Raw genomic sequence first — 16992 nt, 5'->3', positions numbered from 1 at the left:
TGGGCTCCCCACAGTCTGCACGCCGTACCGCACCTTGCCAAGTGAAAACGTGGCAACAGAGTGCAAGGACATCGGAATCCGCAATCGCCGTACGCAACGACAACGAAATCCGCGAACATGAACCGGGCGATTCCGTCCCGTGGAATGAGGCGTGAACCCCCTGACGCTGGAAACGGACACCAATGACGAAGCAGGTCGTCCACCCGTTGTGATCCAATAGGACGGACCAGATGTTGAGATGCGAGGGAACGTCGTGACTCCTGACGAGATCGAGGGCGCCGTCGCCGCGGGACTGCCCCATGCGGTAGAGGACCTCAAGCGCCTCGTCGCCATCCCCTCCGTGGCCTTCCCCGGCCACCCGGAGGAGCCGGTGTTCGCCGCGGCCGCGGTGACCGAGGAACTGCTGCGTAGTACGGGACTGCCGCACGTCCAGCAGATACCGGTCGAAGGGAGTTTCCCCGCCGTCTACGCCGAGGCCCCGGCCCCGCCCGGCGCGCCGACCGTCCTGCTGTACGCGCACTACGACGTGCAGCCCGCGGGTGACCCCGCCCTGTGGCGCACCCCGGCCTTCGAGCCGACCGAGATCAACGGCGCCATCCACGGACGCGGTGCCGCCGACGACAAGTCCGGGGTCATCACGCACGTCGCCGCGCTGCGCGCCTTCAGGGGCCGCTTCCCGGTGGGCGTCAAGGTGATCATCGAGGGCCAGGAGGAGTACGCCGGGGAGCGCCTTGAGTCCTTCATCGAGCGCAACCCCGAGCTGGTCCGCGCGGACGCGATCGTGGTCGCCGACACCGGCAACCCCCGCGTCGGCGACCCCGCGGTGACGACCTCGCTGCGCGGCCTGGCCGCCTTCACCGTGGAGGTGCGCACGCTGCGGGAGTCGCTGCACAGTGGCTCGTTCGGCGGCGCCGCCCCCGACGCCCTGGCCGCGCTGCTGCGGATGCTCGCCGCCCTGCACGACGAGAACGGCGACATCCGCGTCCCCGGCCTGCCCCGGGGCACCTTCCTCGGCGCGGGCCCCTCGGAGGAGGACTTCAGGGCCACGGCGGGCGTGCTGGACGACGTCTCCCTGGTCGGCTCGGGCTCGCTGGCCGACCGGCTGTGGGCCTCCTACGCCATCACGGTCACCGGTCTGGACGTGCCGACCGTCTCGGGCGCGATCAACGCGGTCCAGCCCGTCGCGAGGGCGCGGGTGACGGTACGGGTGCCCCCGGCGGGCGACCCCAAGACCACGACCGAGGCCGTGGTCGACTTCCTCAGGCAGGTCGCTCCCTGGGGCGTCAGGGTGGGCTTCAGCGACCACGTGCTCGGCTCTGGCTTCCTCGCCGACACCGGTGGCGTGGCCCGTTCGGCGCTGAACCGGGCCATGGAGCGCGCCTACGGCAGGCCGCCGCGTGACGTCGGGGCGGGCGGCTCGATCCCGCTGGTCTCCACGCTCGTCAGGCAGTTCCCCGCGGCCTCGATCCTGCTCTTCGGGGCCGAGGACGACGACGCCTCGATCCACGCGCCCAACGAGCGCGTCGTCATCGAGGAGCTTCGCCGTACGATCACCACGGAGGCGCTCTTCCTGCAGGGGTACGGCTCGGCGCCCTTCTGACCCGCGGTGACGTGAAAGGCCCCGCCCGGGAACGGGTGGGGTTTTTCGTTGTGTTAGTTTTTGTACTGACTGGTCAGTTTGAAGTGTGGAGGCGGGATGTTCCCCGGGGTCGCGGTGCGCGCGAACGGTCTCTCCCTGCGGGGCGGGCACGGCTGGGTCTACCGCGACGTCACCGTCGAGATCGACCCCGGCGGGCTCACGGCCGTCACCGGGCAGGCGGGCAGCGGACGCACGAGCCTCCTGCTGACCCTGGCGGGGCGGATGAGACCCACCTCGGGCACACTCCTGGTCGGCGGGAAGCACACGCCGAGGGCGATCAGGCGGCTGGCCGCGCTCGGCCTGGTGGACGGGGTCAACGACCTGGAACCCGCGCTCTCGGTCGCCGAGCACCTTCGCGAGCGGGGGGCACGGCGGCGGGCGGGAGCCGTACTCGAACTGGCGGGTCTTGACCGCTCCCCCACCGACAGGACGCTGGTGCGCGCCCTGGACCGCGAGCGGCGGGTACGGCTCGGCCTCGCCCTGGCCCTGCTCGACGAACCGGGGCTGCTGGTCCTCGACAACGTGGACACCGGGCTCGACACGGAACGGCGCGCGGCGCTCTGGGCGACGCTCACGGAGCTGGCGGCCCTGGGACTGACCCTCCTCGCCTCGTGTACCGAACCCCCACAAAACGCCGCAACGGAGGCACTGCGCCTGCCGGGCGGGGAGGAACGATGAGATCACTTCGGCTGGGCAACCTTGAGCTGCGGCGCTTCACCCGGTCACGGCTGACCAGGGTGGCGCTCGCGGGGGTGGTGACGCTGCCGCTGCTGTACGCCGGGCTGTACCTGTGGTCGTTCTGGGACCCGCAGGGCAACCTCGGGAACATCCCGGTGGCGCTGGTCGTCGAGGACCGCCCTGCGACCGCCGACGGGAAGACGATCGACGCGGGCCGGGAGCTGGCCGACAGGCTGCGCGAGCGCCGGATCTTCGACTGGCACACGACCGACGCCCGGCAGGCCGTGGACGGGGTGAACGACGGCCGGTTCTACCTGTCGCTGACCATCCCCGCCGACTTCAGCGCGAAGCTCGCCTCTCCCTCCGGGGAGGGCACGCCGACCCCGGCCGAGCTGGGCGTGCGGGTGGACACCGGCCGCAGCTACGTCATGCGCACGATCTCCGACGCGGTGTTCGCCGAGGTCAGGGAGTCAGCGGGCCGTACGGCGCTGAAGGACTACTGGGACCGGGTCTTCGTGTCCTTCGGCGAGCTGCACGAGGCCACCGCCAAGGCCGCGAACGGCGCCGGTGAGCTGCGTGACGGCGCGGCGAAGGCGGGCGAGGGCGCCTCCGCGCTGGACTCCGGGCTCGACCGGGCAAAAGACGGGACCCGGCAGCTCGTCACGGGCCTGAACGGCGCGAACGCCGCGACCGGCAAGCTGTCGTCGGGGGCGGCCGAGCTCGCGGGCGGCCTGGGCAGGGCACGCGACGGCGCCCGCGAGCTCGGCAGGGGTCTGGACAGACTCGGCGACGGCGCCAGGAAGGTCGCCGCGGGCAACGCCAAGGTCTACCGGCAGGTCCACGCCCAGGTCGCGGCGCTCAACAGGGCGGCCGACGAGCTGTCCCGGCTCCGGTCCCTGGCCGAGTCCGTGCTCGCGGACGGCTCGGGCGGAGGCGGGCAGGACTCGGGCCAGGCCGTACGGCAGGCGCGGCGGTTGCAGGAGTGGGTCGCCGCCAACCCGGAGGCCGACCCCGCGCTGCGCGGCATCGCCGACCGGCTCGCGGCCTCGACCCGCTCGCCCCTCGACGGACAGGACACGGCCAGGCTGCGGCGCGTCTCCGACCTCGCGGCCCGCGTCACCGAGGCGGGCGGACGCCTCCAGAAGGCCAGGAAAGCCGTCGAACGGCTGGACGCGGGCCTCGGCGAGCTGGCCGAGGGCTCGGCCAAGGTCAGCGCGGGACTCGGCAGAGCGGGTACGGCGGGCAACCGGCTCACCGAGGGCCTGACGAAGCTCGGCGCCGGGGCCGACCGGCTCAGCCGGGGACTCGCCCAACTCGACGGCGGCATCGTCAGGCTGAGCGACGGCGCGAGCAGGGTGGACACCGGGGTCGGCAGGCTGAGCCGGGGCGCCGGAGAGCTCAGCACCGGCATCGGCAGGCTGGCCGACGGCTCGAAGGAGCTGAGCGACAAACTCGGTGAGGGCGCGGCCGAGATCCCCGACTACGACGGGGACGAGCGGGCGCGGCGTTCCGACATGATGAGCGACCCGGTCAGGCTGGCCAGCCAGGTCTCCAACCGGGTGCCGAACTACGGCACCGGCTTCGCGCCGTTCTTCGTCCCGCTCGCGCTGTGGGTCGGCGCGATGGTGAGTTACATGGTGCTGCGCCCGCTCAACCCCCGCCTGCTGGCCGGTACGGCTCCCGCCTGGCGGATCGCGCTCGCGGGGTGGCTTCCCGGGCTCGTCCTCGGCGCGGCTCAGGTCGGCGTGCTGCTGGCCGTGATCAGGTTCGCACTCGGCATGGAGGCCGCGCACTGGGCCGGGGTCGCCGGGGTTCTGCTGCTGACCACGGCGGCGTTCCTGGCGATCGTGCAGGCGGTCAACGCCCTGCTCGGGCCGCCGGGACGGGTCGCGGTGCTGGCGCTGCTGATGCTGCAGCTCACCTCGGCGGCCGGGACCTACCCCATCGAGACCTCGCCGGGCTTCTTCAGGGCGATCTCCCCGTGGCTGCCGATGAGCTGGGTGGTCAGCGCGCTGCGCAGGCTGATCAGCGGCGGCGACCTGACCGTGGTCTGGCAGGCCTGCGGGGTGCTGGCCCTGTTCACCGTCCTCGGCCTGGCCCTGAGCGCCTACGCCGTGCAGCGGGGCCGTACCTGGACGATGCGCCGCCTGCACCCCGAGCTGTCGCTGTGACTACGGTGGCCGCATGACGAGACAGCGTGCCGGAGGCGGGGAGGACGGCCGCAGGGCCGCGACACGGCTGCGGCTGTACGGCGCGGCGGTCGAGGTGATCGCCGAGGACGGCTACGCGGCGGCCACGGTCGAGGCCATCGCCGAGCGCGCCGGGGTGGCCAAGGGCACGGTCTTCTACAACTTCGGCAGCAAGGAGGGGCTCTTCACCGCCCTGCTCGAACACGGCATCCGGCAGCTCGCGGACACGATGACCCGGGCGGCCCAAGGCCAGGAGAGCCCGCTCGGGGCGCTGGACGCGGTGATCATGGCGCAGTTGCGGTTCTTCGAGGAGTACGCCGCCTTCGCCCGGGTGCTGCTGACCGAGATGTGGCGTACGGCCTGGCAGGAGACCGTCGCCACGCTCAGGCGGGAGGTGCTGGGCGTCTACGCCGACGTGCTGCGCCGGGCGGTCGCCGAAGGGGTCGTCCGCGCGGACCTGGACGTGGAGACCGCGGCGACCGCGCTGTTCGGCATGGTGCTGACGACCTCGATCGAGCGCAGGGCGCTGCATCCCGCCCGGCCGATCGAGCGGTTGCACGCCACGCTCGTCGATCTCGTCCACGGACGGGTGGCCGATCCCCTCTTGTCCGAGTAAAACGGTTCTTCCTACGATCGTCTGACGGCGCCCCGGCCTTCCCCTGATCACAGTGCCGGGATATGCGGTGAATCATCACGGTGAACTCCGGTGAGGGCTCGTTCGTCGGACAGGTACCAACACCATCAGGAGGCCGGGTGCAGCAGCCGCAGCGACGACGCAGGAACGTCGCCCCGTTCGTCATCGCGATCCTCGTCGCCGGGAGCCTGATCGTCGGCCTGCGGCTGTTCATCGGAAGCCGGGACGACGGGGGCGGCGGGAGCGGGGGCGGCAAGCCCGCGAACAACGCCCAGCCCGTGGCCTGCGAGGGCAAGGGAGTGCGGCTGACCGTCGCCGCCTCCCTGGAGAAGGCCGAGCTGCTGCGCAAGATGGCGGCCGACTACAGCGGCAGGAAGGTCGGCGGCCAGTGCGCGGAGGTCGCCGTGACCAGGTCGAGCGGCGCCCTGATCCAGGCGCTCGCCAGGGGCTGGGACGAGGGCAGGGACGGCCCACGCCCCGACGTCTGGTCCCCGGCGAGCAGTAGCTGGCTCGCCCTGCTCAGGCAGCGTGCCGCCGCCGCTGACACCGCCTCCCCCGTCTCCGGGGACAACCCGTCGGTCGCCAAGACGCCGCTGGTCATCGCGATGCCCAAGCCGATGGCCGAGGCGCTCGGCTGGCCGGGCAAGAAACTCGGCTGGTCCGACCTGCTCGAACTGTCGAAGAGCTCCTGGGCCAAGTACGGTCACCCCGAGTGGGGCGCGTTCCGCCTCGGCAAGACCAACCCCAACTTCTCGACCAGTGGCCTGAACGCCACAGTCGGCACCTACTTCGCGGCCACCGGCCTGTCGGGTGACCTGACGGAGCGCAATGTGGCCGACCCCGGGGCGCGGAAGTTCGTGCGGGGGGTCGAGCACTCGATCGTGCACTACGGCGACACGACGCTGACGTTCCTGTCGAACCTCCAGCGGGCCGACGACGCCGGGACCGGCCTGAGCTACATCTCCGCCGTTGCCGTCGAGGAGAAGTCCGTCTGGGACTACAACGAGGGCAACCCGACCGGCGACCCCACGACGCTGGGCAAGCACCCCAAGCCCAAGGTGCCGCTGGTGGCGATCTATCCCAAGGAGGGCACCCTCTACTCGGACAACCCGTACGCGGTGCTGACCACGCCGTGGGTGGACGACGCCAAGCGCGCCGTCGCCGCCGACTTCCTCACCTACCTCCAGGCGGCGCCGCAGCAGAAGAAGTTCGCCGACCACGCCTTCAGGTCGCACGACGGCAAGCCGGGCAAGCTCATCACCCAGGCGAACGGGCTGCTGCCCGCGGAGCCGAGGAGCACGCTCAGCCCGCCCGCCCCCAACGTGCTCGACAAGGTGCTGACCAGTTGGGCCGAGCTGCGCAAGCCCGCCAACGTGCTCATGGTGATCGACGTCTCCGGCTCGATGGGCGCCCAGGTGCCCGACACGGGCAAGAGCAAGCTCGAACTGGCCAAGCAGGCTGCCGTCAACGCGCTGACCCAGTTCGGCCCGCACGACCAGGTCGGGCTGTGGATGTTCTCCACCCAGCGGGACGGCGACAAGGACTATCTGGAGCTGGCCCCCATCGCGACCGTTGACAACGCCCAGCGCGGGCGGCTGCGGTCCAGGCTCGAAGGGCTGACCCCGGACGGCGGGACCGGGCTCTACGACACGGCGCTGGCCGCCTACCAGCACGTCCAGGGACGGCACAGCGGTGAGGCGATCAACGCGGTGGTCTTCCTCACCGACGGCAGGAACGAGGACAACAACAGCCTCTCGCTGGACGGGCTGCTGGCCGGGCTGCGGACCGAGCAGTCCAGGGAGTCGGTGCGGATGTTCACGATCGCCTACGGCCAGGACGCCGACCTCGGCGTGCTCAGGAAGATCTCCGAGGTGACGAACGCCGCCGCCTACGACTCCCGGGAGCCGGGGAGCATCGACCAGGTGTTCACCGCGGTGGTGTCCAACTTCTGATGTCCCGGCTCGGTGAGGAACTGCGCGACCCGTGGGGGCTGCTGCTCGGCGCGACCGCGGCGGGTGCCGCCTGGGCCGTGAACGTGCCCCCGGCCGCCGCGGTGTTCGTGGGAGCCGCCGTCTGGCTGACCAAGGTGGGAACGGCCGCCCTGCAGGGCCGTCGCGGCAGCCGTACGGCGGCCGTCACCTCGGGCAGCCAGGAGGAGCGGTGGCTGCGGCGGGCCGAGGCAGCGGCGCGGAGCTTCGACGAGCTCGGAGCCTCGATGGACGAGGGCCCGCTGGCCGGGCGGATCGCGCGGATGCGTCCCCAGGTGGACGACGCGATGGCCGCCCTGCGGCGGCTGGCCCAGCAGGCGTCGCTGACCGGCACCGCGCTGGCCAGGTTCGACCTCGACCATCTCATGGGGGAACGCCTGCGGCTGACCGGCGCCAGGGAACAGGCGAGGCGGGAGGTCGTCGAGGACATCGACCGCGCCCTCGCCTCGCTGGCCACCCAGCTTGAGGTGGTCGACCGGCTCGCCGAGACCAGGGACCGGGTGCTCGCCCGGATGGAGTCGAGCACGATCAGCATTGAGGGACTCCTGGCGCGGGTGGTCGAGCTGGCGGCGACGTCGGCCACCGGGGTCCTCGACCCGGCGCGGGTGCTCGACGAGCTGGCGGCCGGGCTCGAAGGGGTCCGGATGGGCCTGCGTGAAACCGAACAGATCACTCGCGACGCGCTGGACCGGCAACCCCCGCCGGAGCGGTGAAGCGGTAAGGAGTCCCCATGTTCACACTCGTCCGACGGGCCTGGCGCTATCTCGTCTTCGCCCTGTCCGGCAGACTGTCCGAACTGTCCGACCCCCGGGTCCAGATAGAGCAGGCCGTACAGGAGGCCAAGGAGCGGCACCGGGTGCTGAGCCAGCGGGCCGCCTCGGTCATCGGCAACGAGCACGAGCTGGAGCTGCGGCTCACCCGCGCGACGGAGGAGACCGGCAGGCTCCAGGAGAACGCCAGGCAGGCGATCCTGCTGTCCGAGCGGGCCAGGGCGGAGGGGGACGAGACCAAGGCCCGTTCCTACGAGGAGTCGGCCCGTGCCTTCGCCTCCAAGCTCGTCGCCGCCGAGAGCACGCTGCGGGACACCAAGCTCATGTACGACCGCGCCCGGCAGGCCTCCGACCAGGCCCGCGCCGCCGTCGACACCAACGCCGCGGCCCTGCAGCGCACGCTCGCCGAGCGGATGCGGCTGCTCTCACAGCTCGACCAGGCCGAGATGCAGGAGCAGCTCAACACGACCATGGGTGAGATGTCAGGACTCGCTCCGGCAGGAGACACCCCGACCCTCGACGAGGTCAGGGAGAAGATCGACAGGCGCTACGCCCGCGCCCTCGGTGAGGCGGAGCTGACCACGAACTCCGTCGAGGCCAGGATGCTGGAGGTCGAGCGGGCCAGTCTCGACGTCGAGGGCGCCGCCCGGCTTGAGGAGATCAGGCGCGGTCTCGGTCTCGGTCAGCGGGACGAGGGACCGGGGGATCAGCGGACCGGCAGGTCGTAGACGCGGCGGACGCTGCTGGGGGTGGCCCCGAGGTCGGCGCCGTAGACGTGCAGGGAGATCGCCGTGGTCTCGCCGATGTTGCGGACCCGGTGGATGTCCCCCGGCGGGGCGAAGCCGCTGACCTCCCCCACGTGGTTGACCGTACGGCCCGCCTCGGTCAGGTGGTCGCCGTCGAGGCGGTAGATCGTCTCGTACTCGGCGCCCCGCAGGACCCCGAAGACGCACCAGGCGACGTGGTCGTGGATCACGGTCTCCTGGCCGGGCCGCCAGACGACGGCCACGACCGAGAAGGCGCTCTCGGCGTGGAGGGTGTGGCCGACGTAGCGGTCAGGGTCGCCGAGCCGTTCCTCCTCGGTGAGGATCTCCGGCGGGGGCAGGTGGCCGCGCAGCGCGTCGGCCACGGCGAAGGCCGTCAGCCGAGGGGACGCGGGCACGCGGGTCAGCCCCCGGACCCGCTCGACCAACTCGGCGAGGCCGGGACGGACGAATGTCATGGTTGCCATACGGCCAGCGTGCGCCATACCAATACATAACGTCCAATGCCTATCTTTCCGCTCACCTATCGATAATTTTGATACATGCTCGATGTCGTACGGCTTCGCGTCCTGGCCGCCGTCGCGCGGCACGGCTCGGTCACCGCGGCCGCCAGGGAACTGCACTACTCCCAGCCCTCCGTCAGCCACCATCTCGCCCGGCTCGAAGCCGAGACCGGCGCCAAACTGATCCAGCGGGCGGGCCGGGGCATCCGGCTCACCGAGGCGGGACGCCTGCTCGCCGAACGGGCCACCGAGATCATCGGCCGCATCGACTCCGCCGCCGCCGAACTGTCCGCGCACGTCGGCCTGCGCGCGGGCCGGGTCAGGCTGGCCGCCTTCCCCTCCGCGCTCGGCACGTTCGTGCCCGGGGCCGCCGCGCTGCTGGCCAGGGAGCACCCGGGGCTCAGGCTGCGCCTGACCGAGACCGAGCCGCCCGAGGCGCTGCGGATGCTCCGGGCGGGCTACGTGGACGTGGCGGTCGTCTTCCGCTACGCCGACACCGACCCCGAGGCGGAGGGCGTCCGGCTGACCCACCTGATGGACGACCCCAGCTACCTGGTCACCTCGGGCGTGACGGGCGACCTGCCCGCGCACCGTAACTCCCCCTGGATCGGGGGCTGCGACCGCTGCCGAAGTCATCTGCTCCAGTTGTGCGCGCGGGCGGGCTTCGAACCGGACATCTCCTTCACCACCGACGACATCGTCGCCGTCCAGGCGCTCGTGGCCGCCGGGATGGGGGTGACGCTCCTGCCGGGGCTGGCCCTGCGCGCGCACCGCCATCCGGGGGTCAACGCTGTCGAGGTGCCCGGCTCGACCCGGCACGTCTACGCCGCCACCTACGGCGAGCCGCCCCTGCCCCCTGCCACGGCCGCCCTGCTGACCACCCTGGCAGCCGCGGCCCACGCGACCGACATCCCATGAGCCCGTACGGCCCGGCCTGGCTGTGCGGCGGGGCCGTACAACCAGGCCGGGGCCGTGGACGGCGAGCCGTACAGTCAGGCCGAAGCACAGAGCGGGAGGGGCATCCGGTGCCGGGCCGCAGAACGGCGGGGCCATCCGGCAGGCCGGGTCGTACGGCGGGCCGGGCGGTACGGCGGGCCGGGTCGTACGGCGGGCCGGGCCGTACGGCGGGAAAATCTGAGGCGGACAGTCAGGATTCGCCCCTACGATCCGGATATGCCGCACCTGACAACGCTCGCCCTCTTCGCCGCCGCGACCCTCGCCCTGCTCCTCGTGCCCGGCCCCGCGGTCCTCTACATCGTGACCCGCAGCGTCTCCCAGGGCCGTACCGCGGGGTTGCTCTCGGTGCTGGGCATCCACCTGGGGTCCGTGGTCCACGTGGCCGCCGCGGCCCTGGGCATCAGCGCGCTGCTGGCCGCCTCGGCGACCGCGTTCACCGTGGTGAAGTACCTCGGCGTGGCCTACCTGGTCTGGCTCGGCGTCCGCAAGCTCATGGCGGCCCGCGCGGACGGGGAGGCCCCCGTCGAGGTCGCGGCCGCCTCAAGATCGCGGCTGTTCTGGGAGGGCTTCGTGGTCAACGTGCTGAACCCGAAGACCGCGATCTTCTTCCTGGCCTTCCTCCCGCAGTTCACCGACCCCGCGCTCGGCCCGATCGCCCCGCAGGTCGTGGTGCTCGGCCTGGTCTGGATCGCGCTCGGCGCCATGAGCGACGGCGCCTTCGCCCTGCTCGCCTCGGCGATGGCCGGACGCCTGCGTGGCTCGGCCCGCGCCCGGCGCCGCCTGGACGTCACCAGCGGCGTGGTCTATCTCGGCCTGGGCGCCGTGGCCGCCCTCACCGGCGAGAGCGCCCACGCGGCTCGGGCCTGAGCTCTCAGCGGTCCCCCGGCCGGATCAGGAACCCGGCGACGACGACCTTGCGGACGACCACCGTGAGCGCCGCCAGGATGATCGCCGTCCACGTCTGGGCCTGTGACAGGCGCAACAGGCCCGCCGCGACGAGGAAGTCGAGCAGCACCGCCATCGCCTCTCTGGGACCGGCGCCACGTGCCAGCACGGCGAGCGCGGCGGCCAGTCCCATGGCGACGACCAGGGGGACGGCCGTCTGGACCAGGTCAGCCACCGCCGACCATGCTCCTCTCCCGCTCGATCTCCCTGCTCAGGAAGAAGTTCAGCGCGGTCCTGATCGTCGCGATGGCCGCCAGTTGCCCGATCTGGGCGAAACTCGGCGAGACGGCCGTGCGCAGCACGTCTCCGGCGAGCTGGAACTCCAGCCCGAGCGCGAGGAACCTGCCCAGGAACAGCCGGACGGTGACGAAGCCGTCGCCGTTCCCGCGCAGGGCGGCCACCACGAACCGCACGAAGGCCGTGGCCGCCCCGGCGAAGATGACGATCGCTCCCATCGCCTCGACGAGGCGGACGAGCAGGTTGACGACCTCCTCCAGGGTCTCCTCCGGCAGGAGATCAGGCATGAGGTGCTGGTACCCGCTGACCTGCCCGTTAAGCGGTAGTCGCCGGACCACACCAGGTGGTGAGGGCCGTCTCCAGGGAGCCCGAACCGGCGACCCAGGCGACGTGGCCGTCGGGACGCACGAGCAGCGCCTCGGGGGCCGGCACCTCCCCGACGACCGGCAGCGTCCACACCCGGTCAGCGCAGCTCGCCTCGACCACGTCGACCCGGTCCGCCCACCCCTTGACGCTCTCCCCCGACCCCAGATCGAGCAGGAGCGGCCTGGCGTCGTGCAGCAGGCCGTACAGCCTGGCCGGGCCGTGCGGGGTGAGCAGGTCGAGGTCGGGGACCCTGCGGCCGAGCAGCGGGTGACCGTCCCCCAGGGGATAGCGGATGTCCAGCGCGGTGATCATGCCGCCGAGCAGCCGGTTCACCTCGTCCACCTCGATGAGGCGGCTGAACGTCTCGCGCAGCGCGTTCATCTGCGCGCCAGGCCGACCGAGCACCGTCTGCGCCCGCGTGTTGCCCAGCACCGTCTCCGCGACCGGGTGCCGCTCGGCGTGGTAGCTGTCCAGCAGTTCCTCGGGCGCGGTGCCGTTGACGACCAGGGCGAGCTTCCAGCCGAGGTTGAAGGCGTCCTGCACGCCCATGTTCAGCCCTTGGCCGCCCGCGGGGAAGTGGATGTGCGCCGCGTCCCCGGCCAGCAGCACCCGGCCCGCGCGGTAGCGCTCCGCCTGCCGGGCGGCGTCGCCGTACCGGGAGACCCAGCGGGGGCTGTGCATGCCGTAGTCGGTCCCGGCGATCCGCACGAACGTCTCCCGCAGCGTCTCGAAGGTCACCGGGGCGTCCCGGTCCGCCACGTGGTCGTGCTCGTCGGTCATCACCCGGTACCAGTTCTCGCCGAAGGGCAGCACGCTGAAGGAGCCGTGTTCCCTGCGCTCCTGGAAGATCCGTCCGGGAGGCGGGTCGGTGAGGGAGACGTCGCCGAGCAGCGCGGTCATCGTCGCCGGGGTGCCGGGGAAGCCGATCCCGGCGAGCTTGCGCACCGTGCTGCGGCCACCGTCACAGCCGACCAGGTAGGCCGCGCGCAGCCTCCCGCCGCCCTCGGTCTCGATCTCGACGCCACTCTCGTCCTGGCGCAGGCCCGTCACCCCTGACGACCAGCGCACCCGCACGCCGAGCTGGGCGGCGCGTTCCTCAAGCAGGCGCTCGATGGCCGTCTGCACGATCATGAGCAGGAACGGATATCTGGTCTCGAAGCCGCTGAAGTCCAGCGGCAGCGCGGAGAAGTGCCCGACCCCCAGCCTCCGCCCCTCGTCGAGGAAGCCGCCGAGGATGCCCCGCTGGTCGAGGATCTCCATGGTGCGCGCGTGGATGCCGCCCGCCCGCGAATCCCGGCCCCGCTCGGCGAGCCGGTCGAGCACGACGACCTCGACGCCCGCCAGCCGCAGCTCGCACGCGAGCATCAGCCCGGTCGGCCCGCCACCGGCGATCACCACGTCCGTCTTCTCCATGATCTTCTCCCTTAACGACGTTAAATTTAACTGCGTTAAGGATTAGCTGAACAATGTTAAGCTGTCAAGCGCGCCAGGACGGAGGACAGGATGAAGATCACTACCGAGCAGGTCGCACGAACCTCACTGCGGCTGCTCAACGAGGTCGGCCTCGACGGGCTGACCATGCGCCTGGTGGCCAGGGAGCTGGGCGTACAGGCTCCGGCCCTCTACTGGCACGTCAAGAACAAGCAGGAACTACTCGACGTCATGACCGGCATCGTGCTCGCCGAGAGCACGGAGGGGCTCGAACTGCCGGGACGCCACACCCGCTGGGACGAATGGCTCACCGACAGGTTCAGGCGGCTGCGCCGTACGATGCTGCGTTATCGCGACGGGGCACGCATGATGGCGGGCACCCACGTCACCGACCCGGCCATCTTCCGGATGACCGAGCTGGCCCTGCGGACCATGCGGGAGGCGGGCTTCCCCCTTGAGGTGGCCGCCCGCGCCTTCCCCACGCTCCTGCACTACACGGTCGGCTTCACCATCGAGGAGCAGGCGCGCACCGGTTCGGCGTACGGCGAGGCCGACAACCCCTACCAGGAGGGACGACTCGCCCCCACCCTCGACCCCGAGCGCTTCCCCCTCACCACACAGGCCCTCGGCGGCCTGTTCGACGCCGACGGCGACGCGGGCTTCGAGTACGGCCTGCGGATCATCATCGACGGCATGCGCGCCCTCCTGCGGAAGGACTAGCGGGGCATCCTCCGCCACACCGCGCGGGGCAGGACGCGCATCACCGCGAACATCGCGCGCAGCGCGCCCGGCACCCACACCACCTCGGCGCCCGAGCGCAGCCCGGCCACGACCGCGTCGGCGACCTGGCCGGGGGTCGAGGACAGCGGCGCCGGGGACATCCCCTTGGTCATCCTGCCGACCACGAAGCCGGGCCGTACGACCATCACCCTGGCACCGGAACCGTGCACCGCGTCGCCGAGCCCCTGGGCGAAGCCGTCCAGGCCCGCCTTGGCCGAGCCGTACACGAAGTTGGCCCTGCGCACGCGGATGCCCGCGACCGACGACAGGACCACCAGCGTGCCGTGGCCCTGCTCGCGCAGCCGCCGGGCGGCGAAGAGGCCCATGGAGACGTGCCCGCCGTAGTTGACGGCGACCGCGCGCGCGGCGGCCACCGGATCGGCGTCGTAGGCTTCCTGGCTGCCCAGCACCCCGAAGGCCGGGATGATCACGTCGAGGTCGCCGACCAGCTTCGCCGCGGCCTCGACCACCTCCCCGTGCGTCTCGGGCGCGGAGGCGTCGAACTCCAGCAGGTGCACCTCGGCGGCGCCGATCACCGGGGGCGTCTCGCCGGGGTCCCGGGAGGCCAGCACGACCTTGCGGGCGCCGTCGCGGACCAGCCGCTCGACGATCGCGAGGCCGATCTCGCTGCGCCCGCCGAGCAGCAGCACGGTGTCGACCGAGCCCAGGGCGTTCTTCATCGGACGAGCCTCCCACAACCTGTCATCGTCACAGCGCTCACAGAGCTCACAGCGCGAGCCTCCTGGCCAGGTCGGAGCGGAAGACCCCGCCCTGATCGGCCTCGTCGCGGATCTTGCGCCACTCGTCGAGCCTGGGATACATCGTGGCCAGGGCCTGCGCCGACATGCGCGAGTCCTTCGCCAGGTAGAGCCGCCCGCCCGCCTCCATGACCCACTCGTCGAACTCCCGCAGCAGCCGGGCGAGCCCCACCCGGCCCGCCGGGATGTCCAGGGCGAGGGTCCAGCCGGGCATCGGGAACGACAGCATCCCCGGCGTGCCGGGACCGAAGCGCTTGAGCACGGTCAGGAAGGACACGACGCCCTCGGCCGAGAGCCTGGAGACGATCCGCCGCAGCGTCGCCTCCTGTCCGAAGGGCACCACGAACTGGTACTGGACGAAGCCGTTGGACCCGTAGACCCGGTTCCAGCCCTCGACGAAGTCCAGCGGGTGGAAGAACGGCCCGATCTCCTGGATGAGCCCGGTCGCAGGACGCGATTTGCGGTACCACGCCTCGTTGAAGGCCCGCACGGTCAGCGGGTTGAGCAGGCCGTTCGGCGCCCACGGCGGTGCCTTCAGCCTCGTCCTGGGCGCGAAGGCCAGCGGCTCGGTCCCCCTGGGCAGCTCGGCGCGGCTCGCGTGGTCGCCCCTGGTGAGCACGCTGCGACCCAGCCTGGCCCCCGAGGCGAGCAGGTCGATCCAGGCGACCGTGTAGCGGTAACGGTCGTCGGTCGCGGTCATCGTCTCAAGCGTGTGGTCCAGGTCGCGGGTGCGCTCGACGTCCACCCTGACCCGCGAGGTCTCGATCGGCACGCACTGGAAGACCGCCTCGACGATCACCCCGGTCAGCCCCATGCCGCCGACCGTCGCCCAGAACAGCTCGTCGGCGGGTGTCACCGTACGGCTGCCGCCGTCCGCGGTGACCAGCGTCAGGGAACGCACGTGGGCGCCGAAGGAGGAGTCCACGTGGTGGTTCTTGCCGTGCACGTCGGCCGCGACGGCCCCGCCGACCGTCACGTGCCGGGTTCCCGGCGTGACGGGGACGAACCACCCCTTGGACACCAGGGCCGTCATCAGGTCGTGCAGGCTGATCCCGGCGCCCGCGGTGACCAGCCCGGTGGACTCGTCGAGAGACCACGTGGTCAGCCCGGTGCAGTCGAGGACGAGCCCCCCGGCGTTCTGCGCGGCGTCGCCGTAGGCCCGGCCGAGCCCCCTGGGCACGACACCCCGCTCCGAGGCCCGCCGTACGAGCTCGGCCACCTCCTCGGACGAACGAGGCCTGGCCACTCGCGCGACGGTCGGCGCGGTACGGCCCCAGCCGGTCAGCAGGGTCATGTGAGGTAGATCCCGATCAGGAGAGGAAGGAGAAGAAGGACGACGAAGAGCTGGATGGGCCGGTCGCGCAGGGCGAGTTCCTCGGGTTCCTCACCGACGCCACGGTCGACCAGCAGGTTGTGCCGCAGGACGATCAGCACGAAGGGGACGATGCTGATCGGGTAGAAGGGCCCGGAGTGCTCGTTCAGCGCCCACAGGCAGTAGGTCACGATCATGGCTCCGGAGGCCATCGCCCTGACCCCCGCCAGGTAGGCGGGCGTGTAGGCGGCCAGGATGGCCCGGGTCGCGTTGCCTGTCGCGTTGCCCATGGCGGCGCGCAGCTCGGTCTCGCGCTTGCCCGCGACGAGCTGCAGCGAGCCGAGCGAGATGACCACCAGGAACCAGCTCGTCACCGGCACCTGTACGGCGATCGCCCCGGCGAAGGCCCGGATGACATGGCATCCCGCGACCGCGACGAGGTCGATCACCTCCTGGTGCTTGAGGTAGTAGGTGTAGGAGAAGGTCAGCGACAGGTAGCCCGCGACGACCAGCGGCAGCCGCCAGCCCCCGGACAGCGCGGCGACCGCGGGGGCCAGCAGCACGAACGCGATCCCGACCACCCAGGCGAGCCGTACCGGGACCAGACCGGCGGCGATCGGGCGGTGGCGCTTGCGCGGGTGGCGGCGGTCGGCCTCGACGTCGGCCGCGTCGTTGAGCAGGTAGGCCCCGCTGGCGGCGATGCAGAAGGCGGCGAAGGCGATCAGCGCGTCCAGCATCCCCTGCACGGTGAACAGCACGCCCGCAGCGGCGGGCGCCGCGAAGACCAGGCCGTTCTTGAGCCACTGGCGGGGGCGGCAGGCGCGCAGGAGGGCGAAGGGCGAGAACCTCCGCGCAGGCTCGACGTCCACAGGCGGCTCGGCCTGCGGTCGTCCGAGCACCGTCTCCTCGCTCACCGCTTCGCGGCTGGGACGGCGCCCGAGGGAGATGTGGGGGGAATTGTCACCTTGGGCATGGTGATCTGATTCTTGCCTTCCTGTGGCGTCGTCCACAAGGTCATTGACGACGGGAAAAGTCATCCAG

General features: G+C 71.7%; 17 protein-coding genes. 10 read left to right on the top strand and 7 right to left on the bottom strand.

Annotated elements, in window-relative coordinates; all coding sequences use genetic code 11:
• Positions 1-253 precede the first annotated feature (253 nt).
• From FHS44_RS07275 to FHS44_RS07245, 7 genes are all read left to right on the top strand, one after another.
• A complete protein-coding gene (locus tag FHS44_RS07275) occupies positions 254-1600 on the top strand; it encodes a M20/M25/M40 family metallo-hydrolase (RefSeq protein ID WP_184713071.1) in 1347 nt (448 codons plus the stop codon).
• A 96-nt stretch (positions 1601-1696) separates the two neighbouring features.
• On the top strand, positions 1697-2317 hold the full coding sequence (locus tag FHS44_RS07270) for an ABC transporter ATP-binding protein (RefSeq protein ID WP_184713070.1): 621 nt from the start codon (positions 1697-1699) through the stop codon (positions 2315-2317).
• The gene (locus FHS44_RS07265) at positions 2314-4488 is read left to right on the top strand and encodes a YhgE/Pip domain-containing protein (protein WP_184713069.1); all 2175 of its coding nucleotides are present in this window, start codon (positions 2314-2316) and stop codon (positions 4486-4488) included. The genes FHS44_RS07270 and FHS44_RS07265 overlap by 4 nt, the downstream gene beginning before the upstream one ends.
• 13 nt (positions 4489-4501) lie before the next feature.
• Positions 4502-5122, top strand: coding sequence for a TetR/AcrR family transcriptional regulator (locus tag FHS44_RS07260; protein WP_184713068.1), 621 nt, complete (start codon positions 4502-4504; stop codon positions 5120-5122).
• 137 nt (positions 5123-5259) lie between these two features.
• Positions 5260-7092 (top strand): substrate-binding domain-containing protein, encoded by a 1833-nt coding sequence (locus FHS44_RS07255; RefSeq protein ID WP_312863551.1) that lies wholly within the window; start codon positions 5260-5262, stop codon positions 7090-7092.
• Positions 7092-7841 carry a hypothetical protein gene (locus FHS44_RS07250; RefSeq protein ID WP_184713067.1) on the top strand — a complete coding sequence of 250 codons (750 nt, stop codon included), beginning with the start codon at positions 7092-7094 and terminating at the stop codon, positions 7839-7841. The genes FHS44_RS07255 and FHS44_RS07250 overlap by 1 nt, the downstream gene beginning before the upstream one ends.
• Before the next feature lie 17 nt (positions 7842-7858).
• Positions 7859-8626 (top strand): PspA/IM30 family protein, encoded by a 768-nt coding sequence (locus FHS44_RS07245; RefSeq protein WP_184713066.1) that lies wholly within the window; start codon positions 7859-7861, stop codon positions 8624-8626.
• On the opposite strand, the gene FHS44_RS07240 is transcribed toward FHS44_RS07245, so the two are convergent.
• Positions 8605-9129 carry a cysteine dioxygenase family protein gene (locus tag FHS44_RS07240; RefSeq protein ID WP_246435103.1) on the bottom strand — a complete coding sequence of 175 codons (525 nt, stop codon included), beginning with the start codon at positions 9127-9129 and terminating at the stop codon, positions 8605-8607. The two genes, FHS44_RS07245 and FHS44_RS07240, sit on opposite strands and share 22 nt — an antisense overlap.
• Positions 9130-9204: 75 nt before the next feature.
• On the opposite strand from FHS44_RS07240, the gene FHS44_RS07235 reads away from it, so the two are divergent.
• Entirely contained in the window at positions 9205-10083 is an 879-nt protein-coding gene (locus FHS44_RS07235; RefSeq protein ID WP_184713065.1) for a LysR family transcriptional regulator, read from the top strand.
• A gap of 255 nt (positions 10084-10338) precedes the next feature.
• A complete protein-coding gene (locus FHS44_RS07230) occupies positions 10339-10989 on the top strand; it encodes a LysE family translocator (protein ID WP_184713064.1) in 651 nt (216 codons plus the stop codon).
• A gap of 4 nt (positions 10990-10993) precedes the next feature.
• On the opposite strand, the gene FHS44_RS07225 is transcribed toward FHS44_RS07230, so the two are convergent.
• The 3 genes from FHS44_RS07225 to FHS44_RS07215 are packed head-to-tail and all read right to left on the bottom strand — an operon-like array spanning position 10994 to position 13083.
• On the bottom strand, positions 10994-11242 hold the full coding sequence (locus FHS44_RS07225) for a hypothetical protein (RefSeq protein WP_184713063.1): 249 nt from the start codon (positions 11240-11242) through the stop codon (positions 10994-10996).
• Positions 11235-11591, bottom strand: coding sequence for a DUF1622 domain-containing protein (locus tag FHS44_RS07220; protein ID WP_184713062.1), 357 nt, complete (start codon positions 11589-11591; stop codon positions 11235-11237). Before FHS44_RS07220 ends, FHS44_RS07225 begins: the two co-directional genes overlap by 8 nt.
• 28 nt (positions 11592-11619) lie before the next feature.
• Positions 11620-13083 (bottom strand): FAD-dependent monooxygenase, encoded by a 1464-nt coding sequence (locus FHS44_RS07215; protein ID WP_184713061.1) that lies wholly within the window; start codon positions 13081-13083, stop codon positions 11620-11622.
• A gap of 90 nt (positions 13084-13173) precedes the next feature.
• On the opposite strand from FHS44_RS07215, the gene FHS44_RS07210 reads away from it, so the two are divergent.
• Entirely contained in the window at positions 13174-13821 is a 648-nt protein-coding gene (locus tag FHS44_RS07210; protein WP_184713060.1) for a TetR/AcrR family transcriptional regulator C-terminal domain-containing protein, read from the top strand.
• Here FHS44_RS07210 and dprE2 read toward each other — a convergent pair.
• The 3 genes from dprE2 to FHS44_RS07195 are packed head-to-tail and all read right to left on the bottom strand — an operon-like array spanning position 13818 to position 16865.
• Positions 13818-14561, bottom strand: a complete 744-nt coding sequence (gene dprE2, locus FHS44_RS07205) for a decaprenylphospho-beta-D-erythro-pentofuranosid-2-ulose 2-reductase (protein ID WP_184713059.1) — start codon at positions 14559-14561, stop codon at positions 13818-13820. The genes FHS44_RS07210 and dprE2 overlap by 4 nt on opposite strands.
• Positions 14562-14607: 46 nt before the next feature.
• The gene (gene dprE1 / locus FHS44_RS07200; RefSeq protein WP_184713058.1) at positions 14608-15933 is read right to left on the bottom strand and encodes a decaprenylphosphoryl-beta-D-ribose oxidase; all 1326 of its coding nucleotides are present in this window, start codon (positions 15931-15933) and stop codon (positions 14608-14610) included.
• Positions 15930-16865 (bottom strand): decaprenyl-phosphate phosphoribosyltransferase, encoded by a 936-nt coding sequence (locus FHS44_RS07195; RefSeq protein ID WP_312863550.1) that lies wholly within the window; start codon positions 16863-16865, stop codon positions 15930-15932. The genes dprE1 and FHS44_RS07195 overlap by 4 nt, the downstream gene beginning before the upstream one ends.
• Between the last annotated feature and the right edge of the window lie 127 nt (positions 16866-16992).

Origin of the sequence: Streptosporangium saharense (genome assembly GCF_014203715.1) — a bacterium.
Taxonomy (GTDB): Bacteria; Actinomycetota; Actinomycetes; order Streptosporangiales; family Streptosporangiaceae; genus Streptosporangium; species Streptosporangium saharense.
Note: the sequence above shows the minus strand (reverse complement) of the source record. Positions and strands in the feature narration are given on the sequence as shown.

Bases quoted from the DNA above. Each gene is read 5' to 3' on its own strand.
- FHS44_RS07270 (WP_184713070.1), top strand. From the start codon at position 1,697: ATGTTCCCCGGGGTCGCGGTGCGCGCGAACGGTCTCTCCCTGCGGGGC.
- FHS44_RS07265 (WP_184713069.1), top strand. From the start codon at position 2,314: ATGAGATCACTTCGGCTGGGCAACCTTGAGCTGCGGCGCTTCACCCGG.
- FHS44_RS07260 (WP_184713068.1), top strand. From the start codon at position 4,502: ATGACGAGACAGCGTGCCGGAGGCGGGGAGGACGGCCGCAGGGCCGCG.
- FHS44_RS07250 (WP_184713067.1), top strand. From the start codon at position 7,092: ATGTCCCGGCTCGGTGAGGAACTGCGCGACCCGTGGGGGCTGCTGCTC.
- FHS44_RS07245 (WP_184713066.1), top strand. From the start codon at position 7,859: ATGTTCACACTCGTCCGACGGGCCTGGCGCTATCTCGTCTTCGCCCTG.
- FHS44_RS07240 (WP_246435103.1), bottom strand. From the start codon at position 9,129: ATGGCAACCATGACATTCGTCCGTCCCGGCCTCGCCGAGTTGGTCGAG.
- FHS44_RS07235 (WP_184713065.1), top strand. From the start codon at position 9,205: ATGCTCGATGTCGTACGGCTTCGCGTCCTGGCCGCCGTCGCGCGGCAC.
- FHS44_RS07230 (WP_184713064.1), top strand. From the start codon at position 10,339: ATGCCGCACCTGACAACGCTCGCCCTCTTCGCCGCCGCGACCCTCGCC.
- FHS44_RS07220 (WP_184713062.1), bottom strand. From the start codon at position 11,591: ATGCCTGATCTCCTGCCGGAGGAGACCCTGGAGGAGGTCGTCAACCTG.
- FHS44_RS07215 (WP_184713061.1), bottom strand. From the start codon at position 13,083: ATGGAGAAGACGGACGTGGTGATCGCCGGTGGCGGGCCGACCGGGCTG.
- FHS44_RS07210 (WP_184713060.1), top strand. From the start codon at position 13,174: ATGAAGATCACTACCGAGCAGGTCGCACGAACCTCACTGCGGCTGCTC.
- dprE2 (WP_184713059.1), bottom strand. From the start codon at position 14,561: ATGAAGAACGCCCTGGGCTCGGTCGACACCGTGCTGCTGCTCGGCGGG.
- dprE1 (WP_184713058.1), bottom strand. From the start codon at position 15,933: ATGACCCTGCTGACCGGCTGGGGCCGTACCGCGCCGACCGTCGCGCGA.